This window comes from Halomonas sp. HL-93, from assembly GCF_900086985.1.
Lineage (GTDB): Bacteria > Pseudomonadota > Gammaproteobacteria > Pseudomonadales > Halomonadaceae > Vreelandella.
Window position 1 is genome coordinate 1,017,283 of record NZ_LT593974.1, and the last position, 18,665, is coordinate 1,035,947.

Consider the following 18,665-nt stretch of genomic DNA (forward strand, 5'->3'; position numbering starts at 1 on the left):
GCTATGATATGCACGCTTTTCGGGCCTATAGCTCAGTTGGTTAGAGCAGGGGACTCATAATCCCTTGGTCGTAGGTTCAAGTCCTACTGGGCCCACCATTCTATGTGCTAATTCTTAAAGCAGGGGATTATGAGCCCCTTGGTCTGTATTTCCCTGCTGCTCGTTTGATCCCCATCTTACTTCCTTTATTTTCGCTTGCGCTTCCTGGCTGTTACCGCACAGGTTGGCGTGTATGATATTCGCCAATTAACGAATATTTACTTAGCGTGGGGAAGTACCTTGAACACGGAAAGTCACTCCCAGTTAGCGGCCTTTATCTGGTCGGTCGCTGACCTTCTGCGCGGCGATTTCAAGCAATCGCAGTATGGGCGCATCATTCTGCCGTTTACCCTGCTGCGCCGCTTGGAGTGTGTTCTCGCGCCCACCAAAGCCGAGGTATTGCAGGCTGCCGAGCAGCACCAAAACAAGCCGGAAGCGGTGCGTGAGAAGCTGTTGTTGCGCGCGGCGGACCAGCCGTTCTTCAATGCCTCGCCGCTATCCCTGGGCACGCTCTCCGATACCCAAACAAGCGACGACCTGATGAGCTATGTGCAGTCGTTCAGCCAGAGCGCGCGGGAGATTTTCGAGCATTTCGAGTTCGAAAGCTTCGTTCAGCAGCTCAGCGCCAATGATCTGCTCTACAAAGTAGTGCTGCAGTTCGCGGCGATAGATCTAAGCCCACAGCGCGTTAGCAATCACGGTATGGGCGGCATTTTCGAGGAGTTGATCCGCAAGTTTGCCGAAAGCTCCAACGAAACCGCCGGGGAGCACTTTACGCCCCGCGATATCGTTCATCTAACGACGTCTCTGGTGCTTACCGGGCAAGAAGCCAAGCTCAAGCCCAACAGCATCGTCACCGTGTATGATCCGACAGCCGGCACCGGCGGGTTTCTTTCTGAGAGCGACGAGTACATTCAGCAGGTCAGCCAGAACGTGACAGTCTCGCTGCACGGCCAGGAGCTTAATCCTGAGTCTTACGCCATCTGTAAGGGCGACATGCTGGTAAAAGGGCAGGAGGTTGAACGGATCAAGCTGGGCAACACGCTATCTGGCGACCAGCTGGCGGGCGAGCGCTTTGACTATATGCTCTCCAATCCACCGTTTGGCGTTGAGTGGAAAAAAGTACAAAAGCAGGTGACTGACGAACATAGGCATCGCGGCTACGATGGCCGCTTTGGCCCCGGTTTGCCAAGAGTTTCTGATGGCTCGCTCCTTTTTCTGATGCATCTGGTGGCCAAGATGCGCACCCGGCAAGACGGGGGCTCGCGCATTGGCATCATCCTCAACGGCTCGCCGCTGTTTACCGGCGGCGCAGGCAGTGGAGAGTCCGAAATTCGCCGCTACCTGCTGCAGCATGACCTGGTAGAAGCCATCGTCGGCCTGCCCACGGATATGTTCTACAACACCGGTATTGCCACCTATATATGGGTGCTCTCCAACAACAAGCCTGCCGAGCGCAAGGGCAAGGTGCAGCTGATTAACTCCACCGGCTGTGCCAGCAAGATGCGCAAGTCGCTGGGCAGCAAGCGCCAGTACATCACCGATCGAGATATTGACGCTATCGTGCGGCTCTACGGCGCCTTTGAAGATAGCGACAATAGTAAAATTTTCCCTATTGAAACCTTTGGATACCGGCGGATTACCGTCGAGCGGCCGCTGCGCCTGAACTTCGAAGCCAGCGAAGAACGCCTAGTAAAGCTGGACGACGAAAAAGCCATTCAGAAATTGGATGACGGCGAGCAAGCCGCGCTCAAGGCCGCCTGCAAACAGCTTGGTGAACAGCGCTACACCAACCGCAAAGCGTTTACCAAAGCGCTTAACGCGGCGCTAAAGGCTGAAGGCTTAAAAGTTGGCGCGCCCGTACAGAAGGCCATTCTCAATGCCCTCTCCGAGCGTGATGCGGACGCCGATATAAGCCTGGACAAAAACGGACAACCTGAGCCAGACACTGGCCTACGCGATAACGAGAACGTGCCCTACAACGAATCGGTGTTTGACTACTTCGAGCGCGAGGTCAAACCCCACGTACCCGACGCCTGGATCGATGAAAACAAGCGCGACGAACTGGATGGCCGCATTGGCATTGTCGGCTTCGAGATACCCTTTAACCGCCACTTCTATCAGTTCACGCCGCCGCGCCCGCTGGAGGAAATCGACGCCGACCTCAAAGCCTGTACTGATCGTATCAAGCAGATGATCGAGGAGCTGTCGGCATGAGCTACCCAGCCTATCCCGAGTACAAGGACTCCGGCGTTGAGTGGCTGGGGGAAGTGCCAGCGCATTGGGAAGTTACAGCTTTGAAGCGTGGCCACGACGTTGTTTTAGGAAAAATGCTACAGCCAGAGCCCAAAAAGGAAAGTGATCAACTTCTTCCATATTTGCGTGCTGCTAATATACAACCCACGGGAGTTGACTTTAAAGATGTAAGAAAAATGTGGTTCAGCCCATCCGAAGCGCGTCAGTTAGCTCTTGAGTATGGAGATTTATTAATCAGCGAAGGAGGCGATGTTGGTCGTCCAGCACTATGGAGGAATGGCCCTGGTTATCACATTCAAAATTCAATAAATAGGGTAAGGTCAAATGCGAATAATTGCTCGTCTTTCCTTTTCTATTGGATGCTCGCTATTAAGCAAAAGGGCTACGTTGACGTGCTCTGTAATAAGTCGACTATTGCTCACTTTACTGCAGAAAAAGTAGCGTCAGTGCCTACACCTTTTCCCCCAGGCTCAGAGCAAACTCAAATCGCCAACTTCCTCTACCACGAAACCACCCGCATCGACGCCTTAGTGGAAGAACAGCAGTGCCTGATCGAGCTGCTCAAGGAAAAACGCCAGGCGGTGATTTCCCATGCTGTTACCAAAGGGCTCGATCCCAGTGTCCCAATGAAAGACTCCGGAGTGGAGTGGCTGGGGGAAGTGCCGGCTCATTGGGATGTTGGTCCACTTCGTTGGTATGCAACGATTCAAGGAGGCATCGCTAAGGGCAAGAGTTATGACGCTGAAACACTAACAGTTGAGCTTCCCTATCTTCGTGTAGCGAATGTTCAAGACGGTTATGTTGCTCTATCAACGGTTAAAACAGTAGAAGTTGCTGTTTCTGAGGTAGACCGCTATCGCCTTCAAGAAGGTGATGTATTGATGAATGAAGGTGGAGATAACGACAAACTTGGCCGTGGTACTGTTTGGAATGGAGAGATTACTGATTGCCTTCACCAAAATCATGTTTTTGCCATTCGGCCGAACCAGTATTTATTGCCTCACTGGCTCTCCATGTTCACTCGCTCCAATGCGGCTCGCGCTTACTTTTACCTTTATTCCAAGCAAAGCACGAATTTGGCATCAATATCTTCAAGTAGCGTAATGTCTTGTCAATTGCCGCTCCCTCCAGTTGAAGAGCAACGGAAAGTGCTTGATTTCCTTGCTATTGAGGCTGCTCGTTTAGATGATCTGATGCAAGAGGGTATAAATACTATTAATTTACTCCAAGAACGCCGCTCCGCCCTAATCTCTGCCGCCGTCACTGGCAAAATCGACGTACGTGGCTGGCAGCCGTCAGCGAGGTCGGTGGTGGCTGCTGGAGAGGCCAATCAAACGGAGCTGGTATGACCCTGCCAAATGAATTCCAAGCGCCCGTCTGCTGGATAGTGGCCGGCCCCAACGGGGCGGGCAAAACGACCTTTGCCTTCAACTATCTGCCGCAAGTCGCCCAATGTACACGCTTTATCAATGCTGACTTGATTGCCGCCGGCCTTTCCCCGTTTGCACCCGAACGGGATCTTGTCGCGGCCAGCCGTATCTTCCTGCGCGAGATCAAAGAAGCGATTGATGAGCGAGAAGACTTTGCCTTTGAAACTACGCTCTCGGGGCGTGGTTACTCACGGCTAGTTGAGCGCCTGCTAGCCGAAGGCTGGAAAGTTGAGCTAGTGTATTTGGCGCTACCCTCTGTTGAGATGTCACGCCTGCGCGTTGCTGAGCGTGTGTCTCACGGCGGCCACAATATTGCGCTCAAAGATATTCAGCGACGTTTCCCGCGCAGCCTGAATAATTTGTTGACGCTTTACGCGCCATTGGTCAGCCGTGCGCGTTGCTTCATGAATGACCAAGACCAGCCAGAGCCGGTTTTCGAGCAGCATGGCAATCACCGTCAAGTGTTTAATACTTCACTGTTTGACGCGCTTTCCCAGGAGGCAAAATCATGACCCAACTTTCACCCGATACCCAGGAAATGCTCAACAGCCTTCGCACAGCCGTGGCCGAAACCTTAGAGCGCAAGCGCCGCCTGGGCCAATACGCGGTGTTTTGGCAGGAAGGTAAGCCCGTTCTCATTGGTGAGGACGCGCCGCACAATCCTGACGACACAGCCTCCGAGGATAATCAGCAGGCCAAGACTCGTCATTGATCAATGCTGAGATTCCAAGCAGTGTGTGTAGCCAATTCGCAAAATGGCGAAAGCGGCTAGCACTAACGGAGTTGATATGACACAGGGACGCAGCATTCGGCTGTTTCTAGTGGATGGCACGCCTACTGGCCTGCTTACCGCTGAAATTATGAACTGGACAGGGCATGTGCTTACAGGTCCGCGCAGCAGGCTCAGCGAGTTAGTTCAGCGCCCCGAATGTGGGAGAACCGGAATATACTTCTTAGTCGGCACGGATCCAGAGGGAGATTTACGCCCTTTGGTATATATCGGTGAAAGCGATGATGTTGCTACGCGGCTTAAACAGCACAATCGACCGGAGGATAAGGGAGGCAAGGATTTTTGGGAGAAGGTGTGTCTTATAACGAGTAAAGACCAGAACCTGACCAAGGCTCATGTGAAATACCTGGAGAGCTTGCTGATACAGAAAGCGGGTGCTGTTGGGCGTTGTAAGCTAGCCAACGGTACGTCACATGAGTACGTGGGACTTCCAGAATCTGATCGTGCTGATATGGCCTTTTTTGTCGAGCAGGTTCGCACGGTACTTCCCGTTCTTGGTCTGGATTTTTTACGCAGCACTACAAAAATCTCATCAAGTCCTGGCCTTGAGCGTCAAGCACCCACAGAGCGAGAGCCAAACCAAAGCGTTTCAGTAAGCCCTAGGCTGAAGATGGAAGTTAAAAGACAAAATATTGTCGCCTACGCTCAAGAGGTTGAAGGTGAATTTGTCGTTCTAGAGGGTTCTCTCGCCAGGGGAGAATGGATAGACCTTAAGCACAACTACCGGCATCTCTACAAGCAGCTTTGCGATGAAGGTGTGCTGATGGACGATGGTAATGGATTCAAGACGTTCACGCGTGACTATGGCTTCACGAGCCCCAGCTCGGCCGCCGCCGCTGTCGCAGGGCGGGCCGCTAACGGTCGTGTTGATTGGAAGGTTGAGGCCACGGGGCAGACCTATGCTGATTGGCAAGATCAGCAGGTCAATGCTGCGGCATCAATGCCAAATGAGGGCGATGATGGATAAGCCCCAGCAGCACCGCGATGCCGAGATTCAGCGAGCGATTGACCATTACCTCCAGGCGCGCCAAGCCATTTTGGCATTAGGGAGCGCAGTACCTGAGCGTATTGGCGGTAACGACAACATTATTGGCCGTATAGGTGAGTTTATTGGGCTCCGCTTTTTAGAAGCGCTTGGCCAACAGCCCTCAATGATGTCAGGTAGCTAAAACCCCGGTTTTGATCTGGAAGAGGACGGCCAACGAACCCAGGTTAAAGCCATTACCCAAGAAAACCGTCGCGGCCGAAGTGTGCGTCTCACCCCCGGTTGGACTCAGTTTTTGCTCATGGAACTAGGCGAGCATTATACGCCGGAACGGATTGGTGTACTTACATTGGCACAGCAGGAGCAAGCATTGGAGGATAGCTTTGCTAAAACCGCCACACCGATTGTTAGTTTAACGATGCTAGGACCTAAGGGACTCATCAGCCGCTATGGGCGGGTTTATAGCCGTGATGAGCTTAATGCGCTAGGTGTCTGAAACCAAATAAGAAACCCCGCTATATAGCGGGGTTCCGAGTCGTCACGATGATTAGCGATTGATCATCGTGCCGGGGCTGGTCTCTTTAACAAAATACTCACCTTCCATCGCTTCCAGCAATGACAATGAGTTGCGCGCCATGACAAGTCCCATCTTCGCGTGTTGGCGAATAAAAACCGTTTCGCCCGGCGATACGTCTACGTCAACGGATGCCCAGTTCTCTGCTTTAGAATAAATGGTGTGTTGACCGGGCTCTACGGGAAAGTAAATGTGCTCACTGCCGCGTGTATGACCGACTTCGGATGAGTCTTCTTGGTCATTCAAGAAAACATTAAAGCGAACCAACGTGCCTGTCATCTCTGGGCGAACCACATAGACCATGCCTTCATCAGCATTAGGCTGTTGCGGTAACTTAAAGCCCTGAAGTTCATTCTGTAAATTCTCTGAAGAGGGCGCTTTGGCAGCACAGCCAGTGATAAGCGCCAGCGCAACAAACGCCAATAGCAGTTTCCCGATCCCTTTAAACGTCATGTTCCCTACCATTTTTTACTCCATAAGCGAGTTTCCACCCGCTGTCATATTTCAATCAATTGCCATAAGGGCGTTACGATGACTGCCGTTTCTTGTTATCCGAAGTTAACCGAAGCGAAGCCAAGCGTATATTAACCAAAATTTAGTTATTGTCACTGACGAAAAGGTGGCAGATGATCATAAAATTAAAAATCAACGCCTTAGGGGAAAGGGTAGTAGAACCCGTTTTTCCATTCTGTTCGGCTTCGTTGTAGTCTGTGCACATTGATTAAACTTCGGGTGCTTATCGTGGCGGACAGCAGGGAAGGCCGGTTCCAGCAGGACATCATTGACGCCATGGCCGCTGATGGCTGGCGGGTGGGCACGGCCACTGGCTACGACCGCACATCAGCGCTCTACACTGAAGATCTGTTGGGCTATGTGCAGGATGCCTGGCCCGAGCGCTGGGAGAAGTTCTGCAAGGCCAACCCGCAAGCATCCGAGCAAGTGTTCATCCAAAAGGTGGTCCGCGAGCTTGAACGAGCGGGCACGCTTGAGGTGCTGCGCCATGGCTTCAAAGTGCCGGGAGTAACGTTTGACCTGTGCAGCTTCAAACCTGACCACGCCATGAACCCCGAAGCACTTGCCCGCTACCGCGCCAATCGCCTGCGCGTGGTGCCGGAGGTGTCTTATTCGCCGCATGCGCGAGAAAAAGGCCAGGGCAGCCAAAGCTATAACCCACGTTTGGATCTGGTGCTGTTCGTCAACGGCATCCCTACAGCCACCTTGGAGCTGAAAAGCGAGTTCAAGCAGTCGGTAGAAAACGCCAAGCGTCAGTATCGTAACGACCGCCCGCTGAAAGACCCGATCACCCGCAAGATCGAGCCGCTGCTGGCGTTCAAGCGCGGCGCGCTGGTGCATTTTGCCGTCAGCCAGGCCGAGGTGGCGATGGCTACCAAGCTGGCGGGTAAAGACACCTTCTTTCTGCCCTTTAACCAAGGTACTGAGGGTGGCGGCGCGGGCAACCCACTGCTGGAAGACGAGAACCACTATGCGACCACCTATTTGTGGGAGCGCGTGTTTTCACCGGATGCCTGGCTCAAGATTTTGGGGCGCTTCCTGCACCTTGAAAAGAAAACCAGTGAAGACTTTTACGGGCGTCGAAAAACAAAAGAAACGCTTATTTTTCCGCGTTACCATCAATGGGAAGTCGTCAATCAACTGGTGACCACAACTCATCAGGAACCTCCGGGCCAGCGCTACCTGGTGCAGCACAGCGCAGGCTCGGGTAAGTCCAACTCCATCGCCTGGCTGGCCCATCAGCTTGCCAACCTGTACGACGAAAGCGGCCAGCAAAAGCGCTTCAACTCAGTGATTGTGGTGACCGACCGCACGGTGCTTGATAGCCAGCTGCAAGACACCATTTACCAGTTCGAGCATGCCCATGGTGTGGTGTGTCCCATTACCCGCGATGTGGGTAACCAGAGCAAATCAGAGCAGTTGGCGGACGCGCTTGCCAATAATACGCGGATCATCATTGTCACGATCCAGACCTTTCCGGCGCTGTTTGATGCACTGGACAAGCGCCCTCAGCTTGCCGAGGGCCACTACGCGGTGATAGCGGATGAAGCACATTCTTCGCAGACCGGTAGTTCGGCCACCAAGCTCAAAGCGCTGCTGGCCGCCGCAGGTGAAATGGCGGGTGATGATGAAGACATCAGCGCGGAGATGATGCTGGATGCGGCAGTGGCCTCGCGCCGCCCAAGCGAAAGCATTAGTTACTATGCTTTCACGGCGACACCCAAAGCCAAAACGCTGGAGCTGTTTGGTCGCGTGGCCGACCCAGCTTTGCCGCCGAGCGCGGAAAACAAGCCCGAGCCTTTCCACCTCTATTCCATGCGTCAGGCAATCGAAGAAGGCTTTATCCTTGATGTGCTGCGCAATTACGTTACCTACGGTACCGCCTGGAAGCTCGCACACCCGGATGCAGAAGCGCAGGAGGTGGACGCCAAAAAGGCCTCGCGAACCTTGGCCAAGTGGGTGCGGTTACACCCTTACAACATTGCCCAGCGTGTAGAAGTCATTGTGGAGCATTATCGCGCCAACGTGCGTCATCTGCTGGATGGCCAAGCGAAAGCCATGGTGGTCACCGCTAGTCGCCAGGAAGCGGTGCGATACCAGCTCGCTATGCGGCAGTACGTGGAATCAAAAGGCTATACCGATGTGCACCCGCTGGTCGCCTTTTCGGGTACGGTGCTGCCTGATGAAGTGATCGTTGAAGAGGTGAGTGAATCAAGCAAGCTACTCAACCCAGGTTTGCGTGGGCGAGATTTGGCGGATGCTTTCGACACCGACGATTTCAATGTGATGATTGCCGCCAACAAGTACCAGACCGGTTTTGATCAACCCAAGCTGTGCGCAATGTATGTAGATAAAAAGCTACAGGGCGTGGATTGCGTGCAAACCCTCTCGCGGCTCAATCGGCTGTTCCCCGGCAAGCAGACGTTTATTCTCGACTTCTTCAACGAGCCGGAGGACATACTCGAGGCCTTTGCGCCCTATTATCGCAAGGCAACGCTGGCCGATGTCTCAGATCCGCAGGTGGTGTATGACATCAAGCGCACCCTGGACGCCAGTGGCATCTATCACTGGCCCGAGGTGGAGGCGTTCGCTACCGCTTTTTTCGACCCCAAAGCTCCATCATCACGCCTGAGTTACCACTGCAAGCCTGCTCAAGATCGTTTCAAAAAACGTTATGAAGTGATCCTAGAGCAGCAGGAAATATGGAAAGAGGAACGCCGCCAGGCCGAGCAGAATGGCGATGAAACAGGAAGTAAGCGTGCCGATCAGGAGTTGGAAGATGCAGGCAAAACCCGTGACGAGCTCGATCTCTTCCGCAAGAACCTGCAAAGCTTCGTGCGAACTTATGAGTTCCTCAGTCAAATCATTTCCTTTGATGACGCCGAGCTGGAGCAACTGTGTGTGTTTGCCAAGCATCTCCATCCGCTGCTTCGCATTGATAGGTTGTTGGAAGGTGATCCTCTCGACGTAAGTGAGCTATCGCTGGATAGCTACCGGTTAACCAAGCGCGCCGAGCAGCAGCTAAATCTAGGCGAAAAAGAAGGCGACTATGGACTGAAGCCGATTACAGAGGTTGGCTCTGGCAAACCTCACGATCCAGAAACCCAGCAGCTCAATGAGATTATCGAACGGCTTAACGACCTGTATGGCGCTGATATTAGCGATGAAGACAAGCTGCACTTCGCCAACGGGATAGCTGATCGCATCGAACGTGATGACGCCGTAATGGCCCAGATTAACCATCACGATGATCACCAGGTAATGCACGGCCTGTTTCCAAAACGCGTAACGGACGCCGTGATGGATGCCATGAACGACCATGAAAAGCTCACCATGCCGCTACTGGAGGATGAGGAAACCGGCAGGCAGTTCGCGCTGTTGATTCTTAAGTTGCTGGCAGGAAGGGCAGGGAATAATGAGTATCCAAACAACTGAGTTGTCGACTCTTGTGGCAGCAATGGTAATAGATACGTGACGGATACCGCGTGACAGACTTTTCGGTCATGAACGGTGCAGAACAAATAACGTCTGTTTGATGCTATTGAAGGCAGGTTTATATGATCAATGCCTGGAAAAATCTGGTGCAGAACGACACCTGAGCAGGTGATCCATATGTCATCCGGCAGGCGGGCGAACGAGACTCAGAGAGTCAGGACTACGCAGGTGAGAGCGTCATCATCTTCGCATACAACGCACGGTCTTCGTTGTAACACTCGCAGGCGGCGCCGATCAGGCCTGCGCGGTCGAGCACCTTGATTTCGCCGCGGTGGTACCCGATCAGCCCGCGCGTCTGCAGGGCGATCGCCGCCATGGTGATGCCGGCGCGTCTGACGCCGAGCATCATGGCGAGAAACTCATGGGTTAGTTTCAATTGGTCAGTGCGCGCGCGGTCCTGGGTCATCAGCAGCCAGCGGGCGAGGCGGGCCTCTATCTGATGAAAATGGATGCAGGCGGTTGAATGGGCCAGCTGCTTCATGACGACGTAAAGGTAGTGCTTCAGCCGCTGATGCAATACGGGGCTGCTCAGTAGAAGCGCTTGGAAGCTGGCGGCATTCATGCGAAGCGCCGAGCCCGCGCCTTGCACTAGGGCGAGCAAGGGTGCCTCGTCGATGCCTAGCACCAGGGAGCTTCCCAGCATGCCTTCTCGCCCCGTCATGGCGACTTCCAGGCGATTGTCAGGGTCAAGGATGACGATCAGTGAAATAAAGCTATCGAGTGGAAAATAAACGTGGCTGACGGCTTCTGTGGGCTGGACCAGTACTTCGCCAAACGTTAGCGCCACGGTTTCGCAGGCGCTCATAAAGGCATCCCGCTCGACCGTGGGTAGTTTAGCTAGCAGTTGATTGGCATCGGAAACGTGCAAAATAGACGTCATGTGCCTCTCCGGTTATATAACCTGGCAAGCGGCACAATGACGGTATTAATCATTTTGATGTCGGCTGCAGATCGAGACGCCGTCATCGATCTTCTGACGGTCCATCTTCATATTAACATTGGGTGAACCAAGCGTCGGCACGCTAGCGTACACAAATCGGTAAACGTTACTTCTGGTTAACTGGCTCTTTTCAGCCCTTTATATCACGGCATGTTGATTGAGCAGGCGGTCGTATTCGCGCTTAACTACCGAGTAACACTCGCAAACACGCGCTTCAAGCCCGGGCCTGTTGGTCACGGTAATCCGCCCACGATGATAAGAGATCAAGCCAGCCTTCTGAAGTTTGCCGGCTGATTCGGTTACCCCTTCGCGACGAACGCCCAGCATATTGGCGATTAACTCCTGAGTCATGACCAGTTCATCGCCCGATAGCCGGTCGAGGCTGAGCAGCAGCCAGCGACATAGCTGCTGGTCAACACTGTGATGGCGATTACATACCGCGGTCTGCGCCATTTGCGTTAGTAACGCCTGGGTATAGCGTAGCAGCAGCCGTTGCATCGGCCCGGCGCGGTAGAACTCATTTTTTAGTACCTGACCCTTAAGACGATACGCTTTCCCAGCGCTTTGCACGATCGCTCGGCTGGGTGTGGTCTCACCGCCCATGAACAGCGAGACACCCACTACGCCTTCATGGCCCACCACAGCGATTTCCGTCGAGGCGCCGTTTTCCATTACACAGAGTAGGGAGACAATGGCATCAAGTGGGAAGTAGACATGGCTCATTTGCTGACCGGATTCACACAGCGATTGCCCCAGCACCAATGGCACCTTTTCAAGATGGGGCAACAAACGTCCTAGTTCCTCTTTTGGCAGTAACCTAAGCAACGCATTTTGGTGAAAATCCTGCGGTTCAGACATCGACACCTCTCCTAATCCCCAGCGGTTGAGCAGAGCATGACGCGAATTGTCTGCATAGGTAGCCGTGATAGGCACCTGGGAGTATCGCCCCCAGTCGGGAGATACATTTAGTTTCAGTATAGGTTACTTAGGGGGGCTCTCTGTACGCTACCGCACATAGCTGGGAGTGAGCGGGTTTACAAATCGTTCTTATATTAGACAAATGTAGCCTTGTGAATATTTCATCATCCATGTTCGCCAGCGCACGGTCAGCTGCCGCTGTATTTCCTAGTATGCATCCTAAGTGCGGCAACGGACATGCCTAAACAGGATGTTGCACTTTGCGCTGCAGGGAACGCAGCGCCTCCTTTCTAATATCGTCAATACCGAATACCGCTCTAGTGTCATTCACCCATTCGGGCTATCTGTTGTGCATTTAATGAGCAATAGTGCCTATTGAGAGGGATAGCGACGCTTTGGGCATGACCGCATTGAAAAATGCGCCATGCGTTCGCTTGCGCACAGAGCAAGGGCTTGTAACCCCCTTATGGTTGAAAAAAAGCATCGATAATCACCAGCGGAAAACGCCATTCAGAAGATTAAAAAGTAAGAGGCCTAGTTTTAAAACAGAGGCCCTGCGCATGAAGGGGAGCGACTATGCAGAACGGCAGCTATCAAAAAGATGACGTTCAGACGTTTGAAGGTATTACCGAGCAAAAACATGCCGACATTCGGTTGCGTGATGCTGAAGCTGCCCTGCAGGCCGCCACCGAATGGGCCCAAGTGACGTTAAACTCGATCGGCGATGCCGTCGTGACGACCGACCTTGAGTGTCGGGTTACCTATATGAACCGAGTCGCTGAAGCACTGACCGGGTGGTCGAGCATTAAGGCGCTCGGCAAACCCTTGGCTGAGGTCTTTACGTTAATTGATGGGCAGACGCTTAAGACGGCCACCAACCCGGCGCTGCGCGCTATGGAAGAGAACCGTACCGTTGGGCTCGCCATGGATTGCGTGTTGATTCGCCAGGATGGAAGTCAGTTGGAGATAGAGGATTCGGCTGCGCCTATTCATGACCGCAACGGCTGTGTCACAGGTGCCGTGATCGTATTTCATGATGCCTGCCAGTCACCTACCCAGTCGGCGAAGCTGGCCTATCAGGCCCAACACGATGGCCTGACTGGGTTAGCCAATCGTGTTCTGCTCTCGGAGCGTCTCTCGCGGGCTATTGGGCTGGCAAAACGGCATAACCATCAGGTCGCCTTGATATACTTGGATCTTGATGCGTTTAAAGCCATCAACGACTCTCTCGGCCATGCCATAGGCGACTGCCTGTTACAGTCGGTTGCGGGGCGACTCAGTGAATGTATTCGCGACACGGACACAGTTTGCCGCCAGGGGGGTGATGAGTTCGTGGTATTGCTGAGCGAAATTGAAAAGCCACAGGATGCCGCTAGGATTGCCGAGAAAATTCTTGCTGCGTTAGCCAAGCCGTACCATATCGGCAACCATGTGCTAAACGTTACCACCAGTATCGGAATCAGCCTCTACCCTGACCACGGCATCGATGGCCATACGCTGCTGAATAATGCCGATACAGCCATGTATCATGCAAAGAATAGCGGTGTTAATCACTACCAGATGTTCAGGGCTGATATGACCGCCTTGATGGTGCAGTACACTCATATTGAGTCCCAATTGCAGTTGGCTCTGCAGGGAAATAGCCTGTTTCTCGACTTTCAGCCCAAGATAGATATCGCTACCGGGTACCTGTGTAGTGCCGAGGCACTGGTTCGCTGGCGCAATCCGACACTGGGGCTCATGCAGCCCTCGGTATTTCTTCCTGTCGCAGCAGCCTGCGGGCTCATCATACCGATCGGCCAATGGGTGTTGCTCGAAACCTGTCGTCAGTTACAAGCGTGGCGCGAGGAGGGCGTGGAGATTGTGCCCATAGCGGTGAATATGTCGGCCATTGAATTAAGCGACAAAACACTGCCCGCCCGTATTACCCAAATCCTCGCTGAGACAGGAATAGAAGCACGTTACCTGGAACTGGAAGTGGCCGAAATCAGTTTAATGCATCATCATGTTGACGTTGCGATATCAACGTTAGCCGAGTTGAGTCGCTTGGGAATACGTATCGCCATTGATGATTTCGGCGCTGGGAGTGCCAGTCTGAAGCACTTAAAGTGCTTTCCAATTGATACGCTTAATATCGACGCCTGTTTCATTAATGACATGCTCGACAATCCAGGAAATGCCAGTTTCACCAAGGCGCTCATCAACCTAGGCCAGAATTTGGCATTGCGGGTTATTGCGAAAGGCGTCGAGACTCAAGCACAGCACGACCAGCTCAAATCCCAAGGCTGCAACGGTGCCCAGGGCTTTTTGTTTAGTCGGCCGCTTTCATCAACCGACTTCCGCGCATTACTCCTTCCTGATCAGCCCGGTTGGGGGCAGCGTCATCGAGAGCTTGTTTCTCTCCAGTTGCCGAGCTCTGAGAGCGATGCGATTTGAGTAATGCGAGAGACGTTCTAATCTACCAATAAAGCTAGTGGGCCTTTAAGACCTAGTTCCCATTGTTAAGCGTAATAAAAATTCGTATCATTCGCTTTACAATAAAATTATATCTTCCTTCGCATCCTCGAGGCCCTCTTCATGCTCCGGAACCCTATTCCCTTCGCGCGCGTACCACTCGCTGCCGCAGTGCGACGTTCATTGACCTTATCGCTGGGTGGTATGCTCTGCATAGCTCCGCTCGCCGTGCTTGCCCAAGAAGAAGATAACGTTGATAACGGCACCACGGTGGTTACCGCCACGGCGTTGAAGGTAGATACGCCTTCAGTCGAAACCCCTCGCCCCGTTTCTACTGTGAATCGTGAAGAGCTAGATGATCGTAATGTCCAGCAGCTAGACGAGACATTTCGCTATCGGTCTGGCGTGCTGTCTGGCCACTATGGGGTCAGATAACAACACTGACTGGTTCAAGGTTCGTGGGTTTGATCAGGCAACCTATCAGGATGGCCTGCGTCTCTATCGCACTGGGTATTACCAGTGGCTGCCTGAAACTTATGGCCTTGAGAGTGTGGATGTCTTTAAAGGCCCCACATCTATTCTCTATGGCGAAGCGCCCTCAGGTGGGATGATTAATGCCGTTAGTAAGCGTCCGACCGATGAGCCCCGTGGAGAGTTCGAGATCCAGGCAGGCAACCGTGATCATCGTCAGTTGGGCATTGATACATCAGGACCGGTTACAGAGAGCGGAGATGTACGTTACCGCTTCGTGGGGCTGTACAAGGAGCGAGATGGTGACCTGGATGGCACCGACAACGAGCGTTACTATTTTGCGCCGAGCCTTGAATGGGATCTCTCCGATGATACGCAGCTAACGCTGCTGTCCAGTTTCCAGAAAGATGATGGCGTTCCGGTCAACTCCTTTAAACTTCCCTACGGTACGGTAGACGATACCCCTTTTGGCAAGGTAGACCCGCAAACTAACTATGGCGCGCCCGACTACGATAAGGATGAACGTACTCAGGCCACTCTAGGTTACGAATTCAAGCATCAACTCGATGACACTTGGCAATTCGAGCAGAATACTCGTTACAGCCATCTCGATTTGAACCTTCGCAGCACCTATGTGCTAGGAGGAACCGGCGATGGGCAGACTGCTTCTCGAGGTCACTTGCAGCGTGATGGTGAGATAGACAGTTTTACAATTGATAACCGTATGGTGGGCAAGTGGTACACCGACCGCACTGAAAATACCTTGCTATTTGGGGTGGACTACCAAGACCTAAGTCTTGATGGTAAAGAGTTCGATAGCTTTGGTTATGATGTTGTCGATATTTTTAATCCCCAGGGCGATATTGCGCCAGTCCCGAATGATCAGTTGACAGAGCGCCAGATCAATAAGGATCAACTGGGTTTGTATTTTCAAAATCAACTACGTATTGATGACCGCTGGGTTTTATTGGGTGGCGTTCGCTACGATAGTGCTGATGTCAGAAACGAGTCTGAGCGTGAGAACACAACGGTAGATGAAACTCAGACCGCAACGTCCTTGTCTGGTGGCGTTATGTATCTTGGTGATAATGGTCTGAACCCCTATCTCAGTTACAGCGAGTCGTTCCAACCGGAAGCGCAAACTGACCTAACCGGTGCCGTCTTTGAGGAAATCAAAGGTGAACAGTGGGAGTTGGGGGTCAAATATGCACCGTTTAACTGGGATGGATACGTAACGGCAGCATTATTCGACATTGAAGAATCGAATTCTTTTGCTACCACGCCTGCGGGATATCAAACCCAAGAGGGTGAGAGAACTTCGACTGGGCTTGAACTTGAGGGGGTTGGTTATATTACTGATTCGCTCAAGCTGACGGCGGCGTATACCTATACGGATGCGCGTGACGCTAATGACGATCGTGCGGCATTGATTCCAAAGCATATGGCGTCTGCATGGCTTGACTATGACTTTGAAGGCACTGCCGTGGATGGCTTGAAAGTTGGCGCTGGTATTCGACATGTCGGTGAAAGCTCAGGCGGACCTACCATCGAAGTGCCTAGTTATACCGTGGGCGATGCCATGGCGAGCTATGACATCAATGATAGCTGGACGGCACAGATCAACGTCAACAACGTCACTGATGAAGAATATGTGGCGAGTTGCGAATCTGACTTCTGGTGCTACTACGGTGAATCCCGAAGCGTCGTGGGCAGCCTGAAATATAATTGGTAACCTATGGATTCACGATCAAAACCCGGCTTAATCGCCGGGTTTTTTTTATGATGACAGCGGGTGTGAGGACATAGAGAGTGGGCCGCTTAGCGCTTCGCCACACGTCACCTCAACCGCCTGCCAAATAACGCTTTCGGTGGGGCCTTGCTCAAGGTCGGCGCAGGTATCCACGCGCATGATGGTGGTGGCTTGGCAGCGTATGCTGAGCTCACCCTGATCGTCACTGCGTTGCCACTGCCAGTGTAGCCAGCGTTCCTGCTCGTCGCCTGTTTCGTTCCGCAGGGTGAGGTGGGGCTGCTCGTCATCGCTGCTTAAATGGGTAAGCGCCGCCAGTTGGCTACACTGCTGGACGGGCGTGAGGCGGGAGTCACCGCGGTAGCCGGGCAGGTAACGCTGACCTTTTGCTTCGGCGTGTAAGAAGGGCAGCGTCTGGTCGGGGCTAATACGCCCGTATTTACGCACCTGTGGGAGCAGGATAAGGCTGGCGGCGAGACGGCAGCCTCCCAGGTGGCTGCTTTCCCATACCTCGAACGGCAGGTGATGCTCGGTAACGGCTTTTACCAGCGCCTTGTACGTCTGATAGCCGTATTTCGCGCAGCATTTGTCCTTTTTGCCGTGAGTACAACAGAGCACCAGATCGTTTTTGAGCGGAAATTGCTCCCAGCGAGCCAGGCGATTGCCCGCTTGTAGGGCGGTTAAGAAGCTTCCTAACTGATGCCGTGCCACCCGAAAGCGCCGTCGTTCGGGCATCAGAAACACCTGATGCTGGTGCGTATCCATGCCCGATTGCTGGATAAGGTTGATGCGCAGACCGTTATCCGCAATAGCATCCAGCGTTTGTTTGAGCGTATCGTCCATATCGCTGGCGTGACGCAGCTTGCGCTGCCATTTCGAGCGGGGCCAACTAATCAACAGGTGGCGTTCAGCATGGGCGGCGCTGCCCGCAAGTGGGTCTCCCTGCTCGCGACTCAGGTCGGCACAAAAGTGATGATTCATAAGCGATGGCTCATAAGGCCCCCCGGCTCTGGCTGGCTTTCTTGGTGTTGGAAGCAGGTCGGGCACGCGGGATACATAGCGGACGGCCGTTTTCCGGGTCGTACATAACGTGGGCGTCCAGATCAAAAACGTGCTTGAGGTTTGCAGCGGTAAATACCTCACTGGGCGTACCGCTTGTCACGATGCGGCCATCGCGCATCATCACTAGGTGATCGGCGTAGGCGGCGGCTAGATTCAGGTCGTGGAGGACCAATAACAAGGTGCGACCGTGCTCGTGCGCGAGGCGGGAAAGCAGTTCCAATAGATCGACCTGAACCTTGAGATCCAGGAACGTAGTGGGCTCATCGAGCAGGATCAAGTCGGTCTGTTGGGCTAGCACCATCGCGATCCAGCAGCGTTGGCGTTGTCCGCCGGAAAGTGTATCAACACTATGTTCAGCAAAATCCGTCACATTGGTATACGCCATGGCTTCGCTAATGGCATTGGCATCCTTGCGCGCGTCGCGCTGCCATAGTCGTTGGTGAGGAAAACGCCCCATGGCCACCAATTGATTCACGGTGAGTCCCTCTGGCGCGATGGGGCCCTGAGGAAGGATGCCTAACTGCGTTGCCACCTCGCGGGTGTTGCGACGGTGAATATCTTTGCCATCCAGATACACATGCCCAGCGCTGGGTGTGAGCGTTCGTGCCAGCGTTTTTAACAGCGTTGATTTACCACTGCCATTAGGGCCCAGCAGTACCGTCAATTTTCCCTCTGCCACCGCCAGGTTCACGCCATTGAGCACGTGACGTGATTCGTAGCCAGCATAAAGGTTGTCCCCCGTTAAACGGGCATGGGGGGGTAAAGAAAAGGGCATGGATAGGGTTCACCAGTCATCAACGCAGGTCGCACCGTAAGACAAAATATTCTCATTTTCAATGTTATTGAGCAGGTTGGTGATGACTTACTGTGCTTGGCAGGTGCTAACAGGCCGCCGGTCATATCTCGCTGTGATTGACTATTGCCCTTTTAGCAACGTGCTGTTGCACCAAGGTAGACGGGAAACCTTCTTCTATGCATAATGTACTCATTC

16 protein-coding genes and 1 tRNA gene are annotated in these 18,665 nt (G+C 53.2%); 12 read left to right on the forward strand and 5 right to left on the reverse strand.

What is annotated here, in order from left to right; translation table 11 throughout:
- Positions 1–21: 21 nt before the first annotated feature.
- The 8 genes from GA0071314_RS04595 (at position 22) to GA0071314_RS19730 (ending at position 5,996) form a co-directional block, all read left to right on the forward strand.
- A tRNA-Ile gene (locus GA0071314_RS04595) sits at positions 22–98 on the forward strand.
- A 181-nt stretch (positions 99–279) separates the two neighbouring features.
- Positions 280–2,256 carry a type I restriction-modification system subunit M gene (locus GA0071314_RS04600; RefSeq protein WP_074395524.1) on the forward strand — a complete coding sequence of 659 codons (1,977 nt, stop codon included), beginning with the start codon at positions 280–282 and terminating at the stop codon, positions 2,254–2,256.
- Positions 2,253–3,644 (forward strand): restriction endonuclease subunit S, encoded by a 1,392-nt coding sequence (locus tag GA0071314_RS04605; protein WP_074395525.1) that lies wholly within the window; start codon positions 2,253–2,255, stop codon positions 3,642–3,644. The genes GA0071314_RS04600 and GA0071314_RS04605 overlap by 4 nt, the downstream gene beginning before the upstream one ends.
- Positions 3,641–4,237 (forward strand): zeta toxin family protein, encoded by a 597-nt coding sequence (locus GA0071314_RS04610; RefSeq protein ID WP_074395526.1) that lies wholly within the window; start codon positions 3,641–3,643, stop codon positions 4,235–4,237. The genes GA0071314_RS04605 and GA0071314_RS04610 overlap by 4 nt, the downstream gene beginning before the upstream one ends.
- Positions 4,234–4,437, forward strand: coding sequence for a hypothetical protein (locus GA0071314_RS04615; protein ID WP_074395527.1), 204 nt, complete (start codon positions 4,234–4,236; stop codon positions 4,435–4,437). The genes GA0071314_RS04610 and GA0071314_RS04615 overlap by 4 nt, the downstream gene beginning before the upstream one ends.
- Before the next feature lie 76 nt (positions 4,438–4,513).
- Positions 4,514–5,482: a GIY-YIG nuclease family protein gene (locus tag GA0071314_RS04620; RefSeq protein WP_074395528.1), complete on the forward strand. Its 969-nt coding sequence runs from the start codon at positions 4,514–4,516 to the stop codon at positions 5,480–5,482.
- Entirely contained in the window at positions 5,472–5,684 is a 213-nt protein-coding gene (locus GA0071314_RS04625; protein WP_156524094.1) for a hypothetical protein, read from the forward strand. The genes GA0071314_RS04620 and GA0071314_RS04625 overlap by 11 nt, the downstream gene beginning before the upstream one ends.
- A gap of 111 nt (positions 5,685–5,795) precedes the next feature.
- The gene (locus GA0071314_RS19730; protein ID WP_231896511.1) at positions 5,796–5,996 is read left to right on the forward strand and encodes a hypothetical protein; all 201 of its coding nucleotides are present in this window, start codon (positions 5,796–5,798) and stop codon (positions 5,994–5,996) included.
- 51 nt (positions 5,997–6,047) lie between these two features.
- Here the strand turns inward: GA0071314_RS19730 and GA0071314_RS04635 are convergent, their stop codons facing one another.
- Positions 6,048–6,527 carry a DUF2846 domain-containing protein gene (locus GA0071314_RS04635; protein ID WP_074398433.1) on the reverse strand — a complete coding sequence of 160 codons (480 nt, stop codon included), beginning with the start codon at positions 6,525–6,527 and terminating at the stop codon, positions 6,048–6,050.
- A gap of 288 nt (positions 6,528–6,815) precedes the next feature.
- Between GA0071314_RS04635 and GA0071314_RS04640 the strand changes: the two genes are divergently transcribed.
- Positions 6,816–10,022, forward strand: a complete 3,207-nt coding sequence (locus tag GA0071314_RS04640) for a type I restriction endonuclease subunit R (protein WP_172822088.1) — start codon at positions 6,816–6,818, stop codon at positions 10,020–10,022.
- Between the two features lie 220 nt (positions 10,023–10,242).
- On the opposite strand, the gene GA0071314_RS04645 is transcribed toward GA0071314_RS04640, so the two are convergent.
- Positions 10,243–10,962 (reverse strand): Crp/Fnr family transcriptional regulator, encoded by a 720-nt coding sequence (locus GA0071314_RS04645; RefSeq protein WP_074395531.1) that lies wholly within the window; start codon positions 10,960–10,962, stop codon positions 10,243–10,245.
- A 198-nt stretch (positions 10,963–11,160) separates the two neighbouring features.
- Positions 11,161–11,880: a Crp/Fnr family transcriptional regulator gene (locus tag GA0071314_RS04650; protein WP_074395532.1), complete on the reverse strand. Its 720-nt coding sequence runs from the start codon at positions 11,878–11,880 to the stop codon at positions 11,161–11,163.
- Between the two features lie 636 nt (positions 11,881–12,516).
- On the opposite strand from GA0071314_RS04650, the gene GA0071314_RS04655 reads away from it, so the two are divergent.
- The 3 genes from GA0071314_RS04655 to GA0071314_RS04660 all read left to right on the forward strand — a co-directional run bounded on the left by GA0071314_RS04655 (position 12,517) and on the right by GA0071314_RS04660 (position 16,597).
- Positions 12,517–14,376: a putative bifunctional diguanylate cyclase/phosphodiesterase gene (locus GA0071314_RS04655; protein ID WP_074395533.1), complete on the forward strand. Its 1,860-nt coding sequence runs from the start codon at positions 12,517–12,519 to the stop codon at positions 14,374–14,376.
- Positions 14,377–14,517: 141 nt separating this feature from the next.
- A complete protein-coding gene (locus GA0071314_RS19935; protein ID WP_331710473.1) occupies positions 14,518–14,829 on the forward strand; it encodes a hypothetical protein in 312 nt (103 codons plus the stop codon).
- Positions 14,816–16,597, forward strand: coding sequence for a TonB-dependent siderophore receptor (locus GA0071314_RS04660; RefSeq protein WP_331710474.1), 1,782 nt, complete (start codon positions 14,816–14,818; stop codon positions 16,595–16,597). The genes GA0071314_RS19935 and GA0071314_RS04660 overlap by 14 nt, the downstream gene beginning before the upstream one ends.
- A 45-nt stretch (positions 16,598–16,642) precedes the next feature.
- On the opposite strand, the gene GA0071314_RS04665 is transcribed toward GA0071314_RS04660, so the two are convergent.
- Both GA0071314_RS04665 and GA0071314_RS04670 read right to left on the reverse strand, forming a co-directional pair.
- Positions 16,643–17,593 (reverse strand): sucrase ferredoxin, encoded by a 951-nt coding sequence (locus GA0071314_RS04665; RefSeq protein ID WP_074395534.1) that lies wholly within the window; start codon positions 17,591–17,593, stop codon positions 16,643–16,645.
- Positions 17,594–17,603: 10 nt separating this feature from the next.
- Entirely contained in the window at positions 17,604–18,449 is an 846-nt protein-coding gene (locus GA0071314_RS04670) for an ABC transporter ATP-binding protein (protein WP_074395535.1), read from the reverse strand.
- Between the last annotated feature and the right edge of the window lie 216 nt (positions 18,450–18,665).